The sequence below is a fragment of the Roseomonas gilardii subsp. gilardii genome, assembly GCF_023078375.1.
GTDB classification, from domain to species: Bacteria; Pseudomonadota; Alphaproteobacteria; order Acetobacterales; family Acetobacteraceae; genus Roseomonas; species Roseomonas gilardii.
The window spans coordinates 2,800,209-2,812,282 of sequence record NZ_CP095554.1 but is presented as its reverse complement, the minus strand read 5'-3'; the positions used below and the strand labels follow the sequence as shown (position 1 = coordinate 2,812,282).

The 12,074-nt window shown below is 70.9% G+C and carries 13 protein-coding genes; 5 read left to right on the top strand and 8 right to left on the bottom strand.

Going from position 1 to position 12,074, the window contains the following annotated elements:
• Positions 1–74: 74 nt before the first annotated feature.
• The 3 genes from MVG78_RS12780 to MVG78_RS12770 are packed head-to-tail and all read left to right on the top strand — an operon-like array spanning position 75 to position 1,634.
• Positions 75–659 carry an alpha/beta fold hydrolase gene (locus MVG78_RS12780; protein WP_247552010.1) on the top strand — a complete coding sequence of 195 codons (585 nt, stop codon included), beginning with the start codon at positions 75–77 and terminating at the stop codon, positions 657–659.
• A gap of 31 nt (positions 660–690) precedes the next feature.
• Positions 691–1,146, top strand: a complete 456-nt coding sequence (locus MVG78_RS12775; protein WP_345892828.1) for a phosphatidylglycerophosphatase A family protein — start codon at positions 691–693, stop codon at positions 1,144–1,146.
• Positions 1,146–1,634, top strand: coding sequence for a CinA family protein (locus MVG78_RS12770; protein WP_247552007.1), 489 nt, complete (start codon positions 1,146–1,148; stop codon positions 1,632–1,634). Before MVG78_RS12775 ends, MVG78_RS12770 begins: the two co-directional genes overlap by 1 nt.
• 41 nt (positions 1,635–1,675) lie before the next feature.
• On the opposite strand, the gene MVG78_RS12765 is transcribed toward MVG78_RS12770, so the two are convergent.
• Positions 1,676–2,743: a threonine aldolase family protein gene (locus MVG78_RS12765; protein ID WP_247552005.1), complete on the bottom strand. Its 1,068-nt coding sequence runs from the start codon at positions 2,741–2,743 to the stop codon at positions 1,676–1,678.
• 77 nt (positions 2,744–2,820) lie between these two features.
• Positions 2,821–3,708 (bottom strand): LysR family transcriptional regulator, encoded by an 888-nt coding sequence (locus tag MVG78_RS12760; RefSeq protein WP_247552004.1) that lies wholly within the window; start codon positions 3,706–3,708, stop codon positions 2,821–2,823.
• A gap of 128 nt (positions 3,709–3,836) precedes the next feature.
• On the opposite strand from MVG78_RS12760, the gene MVG78_RS12755 reads away from it, so the two are divergent.
• Positions 3,837–4,280 carry a CidA/LrgA family protein gene (locus MVG78_RS12755; protein ID WP_247552002.1) on the top strand — a complete coding sequence of 148 codons (444 nt, stop codon included), beginning with the start codon at positions 3,837–3,839 and terminating at the stop codon, positions 4,278–4,280.
• A complete protein-coding gene (locus MVG78_RS12750) occupies positions 4,270–4,965 on the top strand; it encodes an LrgB family protein (RefSeq protein WP_247552000.1) in 696 nt (231 codons plus the stop codon). The genes MVG78_RS12755 and MVG78_RS12750 overlap by 11 nt, the downstream gene beginning before the upstream one ends.
• A gap of 4 nt (positions 4,966–4,969) precedes the next feature.
• Here MVG78_RS12750 and MVG78_RS12745 read toward each other — a convergent pair whose 3' ends face one another.
• From MVG78_RS12745 to MVG78_RS12720, 6 genes are all read right to left on the bottom strand, one after another.
• Positions 4,970–5,605 (bottom strand): glutathione S-transferase family protein, encoded by a 636-nt coding sequence (locus tag MVG78_RS12745; protein ID WP_247551998.1) that lies wholly within the window; start codon positions 5,603–5,605, stop codon positions 4,970–4,972.
• Between the two features lie 131 nt (positions 5,606–5,736).
• A complete protein-coding gene (locus tag MVG78_RS12740) occupies positions 5,737–6,225 on the bottom strand; it encodes a type II toxin-antitoxin system RatA family toxin (RefSeq protein ID WP_247551997.1) in 489 nt (162 codons plus the stop codon).
• The gene (gene lipA / locus MVG78_RS12735; RefSeq protein ID WP_247551995.1) at positions 6,225–7,334 is read right to left on the bottom strand and encodes a lipoyl synthase; all 1,110 of its coding nucleotides are present in this window, start codon (positions 7,332–7,334) and stop codon (positions 6,225–6,227) included. The genes MVG78_RS12740 and lipA overlap by 1 nt, the downstream gene beginning before the upstream one ends.
• A 7-nt stretch (positions 7,335–7,341) precedes the next feature.
• A complete protein-coding gene (lpdA, locus tag MVG78_RS12730; RefSeq protein WP_247560428.1) occupies positions 7,342–8,736 on the bottom strand; it encodes a dihydrolipoyl dehydrogenase in 1,395 nt (464 codons plus the stop codon).
• Between the two features lie 1,460 nt (positions 8,737–10,196).
• The gene (locus MVG78_RS12725) at positions 10,197–10,685 is read right to left on the bottom strand and encodes a GNAT family N-acetyltransferase (RefSeq protein WP_247551994.1); all 489 of its coding nucleotides are present in this window, start codon (positions 10,683–10,685) and stop codon (positions 10,197–10,199) included.
• A complete protein-coding gene (locus MVG78_RS12720) occupies positions 10,682–12,061 on the bottom strand; it encodes a pyruvate dehydrogenase complex dihydrolipoamide acetyltransferase (protein ID WP_247551992.1) in 1,380 nt (459 codons plus the stop codon). Before MVG78_RS12720 ends, MVG78_RS12725 begins: the two co-directional genes overlap by 4 nt.
• Positions 12,062–12,074: the final 13 nt, after the last annotated feature.

Genomic DNA, 12,074 nt, shown 5'->3' with positions numbered 1-12,074 from the left:
CGGCCATGGGGAAAGCGACCGTGCCGAGGAGATCGGGCGCTACGACCCGCGCGAGGCCCTGGCCGACATCCTGGATGTCTGCGCCGCTCGGCATGCCCCGGGTGGTCACCGTGGGCACCTCCTTCGGCGGGCTGCTTTCCATGTTCCTGGCCCTCCAGCGGCCCGCCATGCTGCGTGGGGTGGTGCTGAACGACATCGGGCCGCGCGTCGAGAGCGGCGGCCTGGGCCGGGTGCGGGACTTCCTGGGGCTGGACCCGGCCTTCGCCACCGAGGCCGAGGCGGCCCAGTATCTCCGCAAGGTGCTGCCGCAGCTCACCGTGGCGGACGAGGCCGGCTGGCTGCGCCTCGCCGCGCGCACCTATCAGCGCGGCCCCGATGGCCGGTTGCATCCGCGATGGGATCTCCGCATCGCGCAGGCCATGGAGGCCAAGGCGCCGGTGACGGATTTCGGCCCGCTTTTCTCCGGCCTGGGCAACGTGCCGGCCATGCTGGTCTGGGGCGAGCGGAGCGAGCTCCTCTCGGCCGACACGGTGAACCGCATGCGGCGGGAGAAGCCGGACCTGGAACTCGTGGTCCATCCGCATTCCGGCCATGCCCCACTCCTGGAGGAGCCGGAGATCGTCCCGCGCCTGGACGCCTTCCTGGACCGGCTGGCGTGACCGTCCCCCGGTCCACCCCCTGTCTGCACCCGTGACCGCGCCGCTGCGGGCCGCTCCCCGCCTCGCGGTGCTCGTCGCCTCGATGGGCGGCGTGGGATGGCTGCGGCCGGCGCCCGGCACCTGGGGCTCGGCCCTGGTCCTGCCCCTCGCCTGGCTCGGCCCCGGACCCTGCATGCTGGCGGCGGTGCTTTTCACCCTGGCCGGGGTGCTGGCCGTCAGCCGCCTGCCCCGGGCGCAGAGCGACCCGCCCTGGGTGGTGGTGGACGAGGCCGCCGGGCAGAGCTTTGCCCTGGCCGCCCTGGCGCCACAGGCCGGGCTCCCCTGGGTCCTGGCCGCCTTCCTCCTGTTCCGCTTCTTCGACATCCTGAAGCCGCCGCCGGTCCGCTGGGCCGACCGGCGCGACGGGCCGGTCTGGGTGATGCTGGACGACGTGCTGGCCGGGGCGCTCGCCGCCGCCGTGCTGGCGATCGCGCGGAGTGTCCTGTGATGCTGCCCGAGGAAACCCTGGCGCAGGCCGGACGCCTGCTGGAACGGCTCCAGTCCCGGGGGCTGACCCTGGCCACGGCGGAAAGCTGCACCGGCGGGCTGATCGCCGCCGCGCTGACGGCCATCCCCGGCTCCTCCGCCACGGTGCTGGCGGGGTTCGTGACTTATTCCAACGAGGCCAAGACGGCGATGCTGGGCGTGCCGGCACCGGTGATCGCCGCCGCCGGCGCGGTCAGCGAGGAGACCGCCCGCGCCATGGCGGAAGGGGCGCTGGAGCGTTCGGGCGCCGACCTCGCCGTGTCGGTGACGGGCATCGCCGGCCCCGGCGGCGCCGTGCCGGGCAAGCCGGTGGGAACGGTCTGGTTCGGCCTCGCCCGGCGGGGCCGGCCGGTGCGCGCGCTGCGCCATGTCTTCCCCGGCGACCGCGGCGCCGTCCGGGCCGCGACCGTGGCCGAGGCGCTCCGCCTGCTGGACGAAGCCGCCGCCTGAGGCCGGGCCGGGAGGGACTGCTCCCCCCCCGGCTGCGCCGTTCAGCGGCCGGCGACGATGCCGCGGATGGCGGCCAGGGTTTCCTCGATCATGCCCGAGGACACGTCGAGATGCGTGCAGGCGCGGATCTTGCCGGCCAGGGCGCTGACCAGGATGCCCTGGCGGCGCAGCTCCGTCTGCAGGTCGGCGGGGGAGAAGCCGGCGCCGCGCGGGTCGAAGTAGACCAGGTTGGTGTCCGGGTTGGTGACCTCGATGCCCGGGACCTGCCGGAGGCCCCGCGCCAGGGCGCTGGCATTCATGTGGTCCTCCGCCAGACGGTCCACATGGTGGTCGAGGGAATAGAGGCAGGCCGCGGCGCAGACGCCGCCCTGGCGCATCGCCCCGCCCAGCCGCTGCTTCCAGCGCCAGGCATGGCCGATGAACTCCTCCGAACCGCAGAGCACCGCGCCGAGCGGGGCGCCGAGGCCCTTGGTGAAGTCGAGCCAGGCCGTGTCGAAGCCGGCGCACATCTCGGCGGCGGGGATGCCGGAGGCGACGCAGGCGTTCAGCAGCCGGGCGCCGTCCATATGCGTGGCCCAGCCCTGCTCATGCGCCACCGCCGCCACGGCGTCGAGCTGCGCCTTCGGCCAGATCGCGCCGCCGCCATGGTTCGAGGTCTGCTCGACCTCCAGCATCGTCTGCGGCGGGGCGTTGCGGTTGCGCGGGCGGATCGCGGCGCGGACGGCCTCGGCGTCGAACATGCCGCGCGGGCCCTTGAGGCCGGTGATCTGCACCCCGCCCAGCGCGGCATGGGCGCCGCCCTCGCTGTTGATGATATGCGCCGTCTCATGCGCCAGGATCTCGTCGCCCGGCCGCGTGTGCACCAGCGTGGCGATGACGTTGCACATGGTGCCGGAGGGCAGGAAGACCGCGGCCTCCTTGCCCAGCAGCGAGGCCATGCGGTCGCAGAGCGCGTTGATGGTCGGGTCGTTGCCGGACTGGTCGTCCCCCACCTCGGCCCGGGTCATGGCCTCCAGCATCGCCGGGGTGGGCCGGGTCTGGGTGTCGGAATAGAGGTTGATCCGGACGGGGGGCGCACCGGCGGGCGGGCGGGGCGGGGCATGGACCATGCGCGCGGACTCCTGACACTGCTTCGGCGCGGACGTTGGCAGGGATGTCGCATCGCGTCATCCCCTCGCCCGCCGGATCAGCGGCGCAGCGGCAGGGCCGCCCGCACCATTTCCAGCCAGGCCCTGGCGGCCGGAGAAAGCGCGCCGTCCTGCCGCCAGATCAGCCCGCACTGCCAGCGCAAATCGGGCTCCTCGACCAGTGCCACGGGCATGGAGAGCGGGGCGCGCGGGGCGACCATCAGGCGCGGCAGCAGTGCCACGCCCAGGCCGGAGGCCACCAGGGCGGTGATGAAGTCGCTCTGCCCGCTGCGCGCCGCCTCGCGCGGGGTGAAGCCGCGGGCGGCGCAGGCGCGCTGGATCACCTCGTTCAGCGCGAAGCCGGTCTCGAAGAGGATCAGCGGCCGGTCGCGCAGTTCCTCCAGCCGGATCGCCGCCCGCCCGGCGAGCGGATCGCCTTCCGGCAGCAGGGCGACCAGTGGATCGTCCCAGACGGGCTGCCATTCCAGCCCGGCCGCGATCGGCAGGATGGCCATGGCCATCTCGATCTCCCCACCCAGCACGGCTTCCGACAGGGTGAGCGAGCCCTGTTCCAGCAGGGCGATGGTGATGTCCGGATGGGCGGCCCGGAAGCGCCCCACCAGCGGCGCGAAGAGCGCGGCGCTGCCGAAGGGGGTCAGCCCCAGGCGCAGATGGCCACGCGTCAGGCCACGCAGCGCGTCCAGCTCGGCCAGCATGGTCTCGCGGCTGGCCAGCATGGCCTGGGCATGGCGCAGCACGACCTCCCCGGCCTCCGTGGGCCGCACCCCGTGGGGCAGGCGGTGCAACAGGCCGAGGCCGAGTTCGTCCTCCAACTGGCGGACGGCCTTGCTGACGGTGGGCTGGCTCGCGAAGATCTCGCGGCTGGCGGCGGAGAAGCCGTTGCGCCGCACGACCTCGACAAAGGCCCGGAGGGTGCGCAGGTCCATATCTTATTCTGCATCGGAATGGACAGAATTCCAGCAATTCATTTTGGGTATGCTGCGGCGCTCCCTATTCTGGGGTTCTGACGTCCGGATTTCTTTTCCGGACCATGGACCCCGCCCCGGACCCCATCATGAGCATTCCCGCCAATCTCGCAGGCCCTTTCCGACACGAGTTCCAGAAGCGCTGGTGGCTCCAGCTCGGCTTCTTCGTCCTCGTGTCCTGGCTTTGCGGCCAGTTCGTCCAGCGGACGGGGATCGGGCTGCCCGGCACCATCCTGGGCCTGGGGGTGGTCCTGATTCTCCTCGCCTCCCGCCGGATGCAGCCGGAGAGCCTGCGCCGCGGCGCGCTGGTGCTGCAGGACCACCTGATGCTCTTCTTCGTGCCGCCCATGCTGGCCCTGCTGGACCATGCCGAGTTCCTCAGCCTCGACGGCCTCCTGGTGCTGCTCTCCGTGGTGGCCGGCACGCTGGTCGTGATGGCCGGGACGGGTCTGGTGGTGGAGTTCTGCATCCGCTTCATGGAGCGGGCGGAGGCGCGTGAGGACGCGCTTCAGGATGGGCAGCATGTGGCCTGAGCATCCCCTCGCCGCCCTGGCCTGGCTGCTGGCGACGCTGGCGATCTATGCGGGCAGCCGCGCCCTGCACCGCCGCTTCATGGCGTGGTGGAGCGCTCCCCTGCTGGTCACCTGGGCTTCCCTGCTGGTGCTGATCCCGCTGGCCCATTCGGATTACCGGACCTATCTCGGCGGCACGGCCTGGCTGGGGGCGCTGCTGGGGCCGGCGACCATTTCCTTCGCCCTGCCGATCTATGACCAGCGTGCGCTGATCCGGCGCTACTGGCCCGTGCTGATGGCCGGGGTCCTGGCGGGCAGCCTGCTGTCCGTGGCCGTCTCCGCCGCGCTGGCGCATCTGCTGCACTTCTCCCCGGTCATGGAGCTGAGCCTCTTCCCCCGCTCCGTGACCACGCCCTTCGCCATGATCGCCTCGCAGGAGATCGGCGGCGTCCCGGGCATCACCGCCAGCTTCGTGGCCATCACCGGCATCTTCGGCGCCACGGTGGGGCCGGTGCTGATCCGCCTGCTGCGCCTGCGCAGCGGCTTCGCGCGCGGCGCCATGCTGGGCATGGGCGCGCATGGCGCCGGGGTCGGGCGGGCCTATCAGCTTTCGGCGCAGGACGGTTCGGTGGCCAGCACGGTGATGGTGCTGGCGGGGCTGCTGAACGTGCTGGTGGCGGTGGGCGTGGCTGCCCTGATGGGGTGACGGCTCAGCCCGGCTGGAAGTGCTTCCGCCAGACGGACCCCGCCGCCGGGCGGGCCGCCACGGCACGGGTCAGGGCCTCCAGCCCGGGGCAATGGGCCGGTACCCAGTCCTCCCCGCCCATCCAGCGGGTCAGGACGGAGAGGTAGATATCCGCCGCCGAGAAGCGCGGCCCCAGGATGAAGGGGTCCGGCCTCGCCTCCCGCTCCACCAGAAGCCAGATCTCCCGCCCCATCTCGCGCGCCCGCTCACGGATGGCGGGGGCGTGGGACGGGTCGGCGCTGAAACGTTCCGGGTAATCGGCCCGGGTCACATGCGGATAGAATTCCCCGGCGGCGAGCGCCATCCAGCGCAGGGCCCAGGCCCGTTCCGGATCGCCGGGCGGCGGCAGGAGGGCTGCCTCGGGATGCCGGTCCGATAGGGTCAGGAGGATGGCGAGGCTCTCCGTGAGCACCGTTCCATCCGGAAGAATCATGGCAGGAATGCGGCCCATTGGATTGATTTTGCGGTATTCATCGGAAAGCTGATGGTCGCCTTCCAGCGGTACCGGGCGCAGTTCCACGGGTGCGCCGATCTCGGCCAGGGCCATTTCCGCGGTGCAGGAGCCGGAGCGGCGGTCGCCATAGAGGATATAGGGTTCCATGGCGGGCAAGCCTGCCGCCGGAGGCCGGGCGCAGGCGAGTCAATAAGCCTGATGCCCGGCATCAATCCGCCGCATGAGCCGATCCCTCACAAGGTCAGCTTCTTTCTGTAAGGCGCTGTTCCTGCGGCTTTCTAGCTGATCGGCTGCGGCTCGCCACTCGGCTGGGTCACGCCGGGGCGGCCATAAAGGGCCATGGCGCGGCGTTCGAAGGCCCGGACCATCAGCCGTACCGCCTCACCGAAGACGGTGCCGATCACCGCCTGGAGCAGGCGGGAGCGGAACTCGAAATCCACGAAGAAATCGACCTCGCACCCGGTGCCGCCGCCAGGCAGCGGCATGGGGTGGAAGCGCCAGTGGTTGTTCAGGTAGCGGAAGGGACCGTTGAGATATTCGACCTGGACATGATCCGGCCGTTCCAGCGTGACCTGGGAGCGGAAGGTCTCGCGGAACATCCTGAAGCCGATGGTCAGGTCGGCGATCAGCTTCCCTTCGTCCCGCGAGATGACGCGCGCGCCCACGCACCAGGGCAGGAATTCCGGATACCGGCCGACATCCGCGACCAGATCGAACATCTGCTCCGGCGTGTACCGGAGCAGCCTCTTTTCGGCATGGGTCGGCATCAGACGGCCGAACGCGCCCCCTGCCCGGCCGGTTGCAGCCCGAGCCTGGCCTCCCGGGCCGCCCGGAGCGCCGCGAAGTCGCGGTCGGCATGGTAGGAAGAACGGGTCAGCGGCGTCGCGGAGACCAGCAGGAAGCCCTTCGAGCGGGCCATGGCGGCATAGTCCTCGAACTCCGCCGGCTCGACGAAGCGGTCCACGGCGGCGTGCTTGACCGTGGGCTGGAGGTACTGGCCGATGGTCAGGAAGTCGATCTCGGCTGAGCGCATGTCGTCCATGACCTGCAGCACCTCGACCCGCGTCTCGCCCAGCCCGACCATGATGCCGGACTTGGTGAAGACCATCGGGTCCAGCTCCTTCACCCGGTCCAGCAGGCGGAGCGAGTGGAAGTAGCGGGCGCCGGGCCGGATACTCGGATAGAGCTTCGGCACCGTCTCCAGATTGTGGTTGAAGACGTCCGGCTTGGCCTCCACCACCACCTCCAGCGCCCCGTTCTTGCGCAGGAAGTCGGGCGTCAGGATCTCGATGGTGGTGTCCGGGGCCGCGCGGCGGATGGCGGCGATGGTCTCGGCGAAGTGCCGGGCGCCGCCGTCCCGCAGGTCGTCGCGGTCCACCGAGGTGATGACGACGTGCTGTAGGCCGAGCTTGGCCACGGCATCCGCCACCCGGCGCGGCTCGTCCGCATCCAGATGCTTCGGCATCCCCGTGGTGATGTTGCAGAAGGAGCAGGCCCGCGTGCAGATCTCCCCCATGATCATCATGGTGGCGTGGCGCTTGGACCAGCATTCCCCGATATTCGGGCAGGCCGCTTCCTCGCAGACCGTCACGAGCTTGTTGTCGCGCATCAGTTCGCGCGTCTCGTGATAGACCGGATGGGTCGGGGCCTTCACCCTGATCCATTCCGGCTTCCGCTTGATCGGGTTGTCCGGCCGGTGCGCCTTCTCCGGATGGCGCAGGGCCGCCAGGGAGGGGGCGACAGGCGAGGGTTTGCGCGCCGCCAGCGCGGCGCGCACCTCCTCGTTCGGGGTGGGGGCGATGGCGGCACCCGCCGCCTCGCCATTCTGCTGCACCACGCCGCCGGCGCGGTGATCCACCAGGATACGGTTGGCCATGACGCCCCTAGATGTGGATCACGCGGCCATAGGCATCAAGCACCGACTCATGCATGGCTTCCGAGACCGTGGGGTGGGGGAAGACCGTGTCCATGAGCTCCTGCTCGGTGGTCTCCATGGTCTTGGCGATGACATAGCCCTGGATCATCTCGGTCACCTCGGGGCCGACCATATGGGCGCCCAGCAGCTCCCCGGTCTTGCTGTCGAAGACGGTCTTCACGAAGCCCTCGGGCTCGCCCAGCGCGATCGCCTTGCCGTTGCCGATGAAGGGGAAGCGCCCGACGCGCACCTCGTGCCCGGCTTCCCTGGCCTTGGCCTCGGTCAGCCCCACCGAGGCGACCTGCGGGCGGCAATAGGTGCAGCCCGGGATGTTGCTGGTGTCCATCTTGTGAGGGTGGCCGCCGGCGATGGCCTCGATGCAGGCGATGGCCTCGTGGCTCGCCTTGTGCGCCAGCCAGGGGGCGCCGGTCAGGTCGCCGATGGCGTAGACACCGGGCTCCCCGGTCTCGCCGAAACCGGTGGTGACCACATGGGTCCGCTCCACCTTCACCTTGGTCCCTTCCAGGCCGAGATCCTCGACATTGCCGACGATGCCGACCGCCGAGATCAGCCGGTCGGCGGTGATCTCCTGGATCTTGCCGCCGGCCTCCACCGTGACCGTGACGCTGTCGGCGCCTTTCTTCACGCCCTGCACCTTGGCGCCGGCCATGACGGTCATGCCCTGCTTCTGGAAGGCCTTCTGCACGAAGGCGCTGACCTCGGCATCCTCGACCGGCAGGATGCGGTCCAGCGCCTCGATCAGCGTCACCTTGGCGCCCATGTTCAGGTAGAAGGAGGCGAATTCCGAGCCGATGGCGCCGGAGCCGATCACCACCAGGGACTTGGGCATTTCCTGCGGCACCAGGGCCTCGCGGTAGGACCAGATCAGCTTGCCGTCCGGCTCGATGCCGGGAAGGACGCGGGCGCGGGCGCCGGTGGCGAGCACGATGTGCTTCGCCTGGATCTCGGCGACCGGCTTGCCGTCCTTGGCGACCGAGAGCCTGCCCGGCCCGGCCAGCCTGGCATGGCCGTCGAAGACCGTGACCTTGTTCTTCTTCAGCAGGTGCTTCACGCCGCCCGAGAGCTGCGAGGCGACCGCGCGGGACCGCTTCACCACCTTCTGGAAGTCGAAGCGGACATTGTCGGCGGCGAAGCCATAGGCATCCAGCGTGTGCAGGAGGTGGTTGATCTCGCTGGCGCGCAGCAGGGCCTTGGTCGGGATGCAGCCCCAGTTCAGGCAGATCCCGCCGAGGTTCTCGCGCTCCACCAGCGCGGTCTTCATCTTCAGCTGCGACGCGCGGATCGCCGCGACATAGCCGCCGGGGCCACCGCCCACCACCACCAGGTCGAACTGCTCGGCCATCGGTTCTTGTCCTTCCGTGTGATCAGCCCGCCGCCAGACCCGGCAGGCGGCGCAGCCCCGGTATCCGCCGGGCCGCGAGTGAGAGGATTCCCAGGCCGCGGCGATGGCGCCGCCGAGCATCAGGGCGAGGTTGTAGCGTTCCTGGTTCACCGAGGCGCCGGCATGGACGAGGAGCATGATCCAGGCGGGCGACGCGTAGAGCAGGAGGGGGCCGAGCCGCCCGGCCCGGCGCGCGGCAGCGAGGCCGAAGGGCGCCAGGAGGACCATGCCGATCCCCCAGTAGCGGCCGATCCAGAGGCCCCTCCAGGCCAGGGACAGGGTGGTCAGCGTGTGCCAGACCGGGTGGACCAGGATTCCCTCCCGCACGATCTCGGCGAGATGCGCGTCGATGCCGCCGGGCAGGGCCAGGGCGGCCTCGCGATGCTGTTGGCCGAGGTCGTAGAAGCTGCCGGGCCGGTCCCAGTCGAGCTGCCAGACCGTGTCCTGGCCGAACAGCGCGGCGGCGAGGTTGTCGCCGAAATCCGGCAGCCAGTAGAAGAAGGAGGCCAGGAGCTGGCGCGGCGTCATGTCGTCATAGGACAGGCGCTCCACCAGCACCGCCGGGCCGTAGCCGGCGCTCAGGGCGAAGCGGCCGAGCACGAGCTCGTTGCGGATCATCCAGGGCAGCAGGGCCAGCGCCACGCCGAGAAACCCGAGCGGTAGCGCCGACCAGGGCAGCCGTCCGCGCCAGGCGAAGACGGCGATCGCCAGCAGCGCCACGGGGACCAGCACCACATGGCTGGGCCGCGTCAGCACCAGCAGGCCGAGGGCCAGGCCCGCCAGCAGGGGCAGGAGGCGGGCCGGACCACGGTCCTGGAACAGCCGAAGGAAAAGCAGCGCCGCCCCGGCGAAGAGGAAGAGGCCCAGGCTCTCGGTCATGGCCAGGGTGAGGAGCTTGGCGTAGCTCGCCAGCGTGCCCAGGCCGATGGCGGTGGCGAGGGCCGCGATGGCCGTGCCGCCGGACAGCCGCCGCGCGGCGGCGAAGAGGAAGGCCAGCGACCCGGCACAGAGCGCCATCTGCACCGGCAGGGTGATGCCGCGATAGGGTGGGCAGGCCCGCGCCACATCGCCGCTGGACCAGTGGCGGACGAGGCAGGCCGCGTTTTCCCGCAGCTTCGGGTCGAGCTCCATCATGCCCGCGAGGAGCAGCGGATAGCCGGGGCCGAGGAACATGCCGGGCGGCGGCACCTCTCGGCTGCTGTCCACCTTGTCGAAGAAGCCGTCGGAATAGACGCCGTGATGCACCAGGTCCCAGGCCGTCATGGCGTAGAAGCGCTGGTCGAAGACATCCAGCGAACGCCGCGGCGCCGCCCAGCCCAGTGCCAGCAGCACCGCGAAGCACAGGGCGAAGGCGGCCCAGGCCTGGAAGAGAGGTGTGTGGAGCGGCGACCGGCGGGGATCGGGAGGGGGCGTCATGACGGTCAGGCCAGGAGGTTCCGCAGGCCCGCACCGTCGAGGAACAGGCGCCGGCTGCCCGTGACCACCTGGGCGCCGAGCCTTTCGTAGAAGGCGATGGCCGTCACGTTGTCGTCCTTCACGCCCCAGTCCAGCCTCTCGCAGCCCGCCGCCAGGGCGCGGCGCGCCAGATCGGCGAAGATGGCCCGGCCGACCCCCTGCCCGCGTGCCGCGGCCTCCACGAAGACGGTGGTGGCCTGCATCGCGGTGCGGCCCCGGTACATGCGGAAGGGGAAACTCCAGGCGGCGAAGCCGACCGGAAGGCCGTCCCGTTCCGCCACCAGCGCCCAGGCCACGGGTGCCGGTGCGGGCGGCGTGCCGAAGAAGGCACGCCGCAGGTCGTCCTCCGTCGCGGTCACCAGCTCCGGCCGCCCTTCATGTTCCGCCAGCGCCCGGGTGAGGCGCAGCAGCACAGGGATATCGGCCGGGATGGCATCCCGCAGCAGGAGGGTCACAGCATCAGGCTCAGCGGGTCCTCGACCGTCTTCTTGAAGGAGGCCAGCCACTCCGCCGCCAGCGCGCCGTCGACCACGCGGTGATCGACGGAGAGCGTGCAGGTCATGACCGTGGCGACCGCCAGGGCGCCGTCCTTCACCACCGGGCGCTGCTCCCCGGCGGAGACCGCCAGGATGCCGGCCTGCGGCGGGTTGATGATGGCCGCGAAGTCCTTCACCCCGAACATGCCCATGTTCGAGATGGAGAAGCCGCCGCCCTGGAACTCCTCGGGCTTCAGCTTGCCCGACTTGGCGCGGGCGGCGAGGTCCTTCATCTCGTTGGAGATGGTGGCGAGGCCCTTCTGGTCGGCCTTGCGCACGATCGGCGTGATCAGCCCCTCCGGGATCGACACGGCCACCGAGATGTCCACGTCGTCGTACTGGAGGATCGCCTCGTCGGTCCAGGTCGCGTTGACGTTGGGGAACTTCCGCAGCGTCGCCGCCGCGGCCTTGATCACCAGGTCGTTGACCGAGAGCTTGAAGGCGCCCGGCCCATCCTTCGGCGCGCGGGCATTCAGGTCGGCGCGCAGCTTCAGCAGCGCATCGAGCTGGATGTCCATCGAGACGTAGAAATGCGGGACGGTCTGCTTCGATTCCGACAGGCGGCGCGCGATGACCTTGCGCATCGTGCTGTTCGGGATCGCCTTGTGCGGGGCGGTGATCGCCGGGGGCTTGGGCGCGGGCTTCGGTGCCTCGGCCTGCGGCGCGGCGGCCGGGGCAGCGGCGGGCTGGGCCGCGGCCGGCTTCGCGGCACCGCCACCCTTCTGGGCCGCCTCGATATCCGCCTTCACGATCCGTCCGTTGGGGCCGGAGCCCTTCACGGCGTCCAGGTCGATCCCCGCCTGCTCCGCCATGCGGCGGGCGAGCGGCGAGGCGAAGACGCGGCCATTGGAACCGCTGCCCGAGGAGGCGGCCGGCGCGGCATGGCCCTTGGGCTGCGGCGCGGGCACCGGCTGCCCGGCGGCACCAGCCACCTTGCCGCCGGCATCCTTGACCGCTTCCAGCGCCGGGCTGCCGGAGGGGGAGGTGTTGCCCTCCCCGCCCTTTCCATTGGCGGCCCCGTGGGTGGCCGGGGCGCCTGAGGGCACCGCCTCGCCTTCCTCGACCAGAATGCCGATGGGCGCGTTGACCTTCACGCCCTCGGAACCCTCGGGCACCAGGATCTTGCCCAGCACGCCCTCATCGACGGCCTCGAACTCCATCGTGGCCTTGTCGGTCTCGATCTCGGCGAGGATGTCGCCGGACTTGACCGTGTCGCCTTCCTTCTTGAGCCAGCGCGCCAGCGTCCCTTCCGTCATGGTCGGGGACAGGGCGGGCATCAGGATGTTGGTGGCCATGCGGATGCGCCCC

Excerpts from the sequence above, each read along its gene's own strand:
- MVG78_RS12780 (WP_247552010.1), top strand. The coding sequence starts at position 75 with ATGTCTGCGCCGCTCGGCATGCCCCGGGTGGTCACCGTGGGCACCTCC.
- MVG78_RS12770 (WP_247552007.1), top strand. The coding sequence starts at position 1,146 with ATGCTGCCCGAGGAAACCCTGGCGCAGGCCGGACGCCTGCTGGAACGG.
- MVG78_RS12765 (WP_247552005.1), bottom strand. The coding sequence starts at position 2,743 with ATGGTCCATGCCCCGCCCCGCCCGCCCGCCGGTGCGCCCCCCGTCCGG.
- MVG78_RS12760 (WP_247552004.1), bottom strand. The coding sequence starts at position 3,708 with ATGGACCTGCGCACCCTCCGGGCCTTTGTCGAGGTCGTGCGGCGCAAC.
- MVG78_RS12755 (WP_247552002.1), top strand. The coding sequence starts at position 3,837 with ATGAGCATTCCCGCCAATCTCGCAGGCCCTTTCCGACACGAGTTCCAG.
- MVG78_RS12750 (WP_247552000.1), top strand. The coding sequence starts at position 4,270 with ATGTGGCCTGAGCATCCCCTCGCCGCCCTGGCCTGGCTGCTGGCGACG.
- MVG78_RS12745 (WP_247551998.1), bottom strand. The coding sequence starts at position 5,605 with ATGGAACCCTATATCCTCTATGGCGACCGCCGCTCCGGCTCCTGCACC.
- MVG78_RS12740 (WP_247551997.1), bottom strand. The coding sequence starts at position 6,225 with ATGCCGACCCATGCCGAAAAGAGGCTGCTCCGGTACACGCCGGAGCAG.
- lipA (WP_247551995.1), bottom strand. The coding sequence starts at position 7,334 with ATGGCCAACCGTATCCTGGTGGATCACCGCGCCGGCGGCGTGGTGCAG.
- lpdA (WP_247560428.1), bottom strand. The coding sequence starts at position 8,736 with ATGGCCGAGCAGTTCGACCTGGTGGTGGTGGGCGGTGGCCCCGGCGGC.
- MVG78_RS12720 (WP_247551992.1), bottom strand. The coding sequence starts at position 12,061 with ATGGCCACCAACATCCTGATGCCCGCCCTGTCCCCGACCATGACGGAA.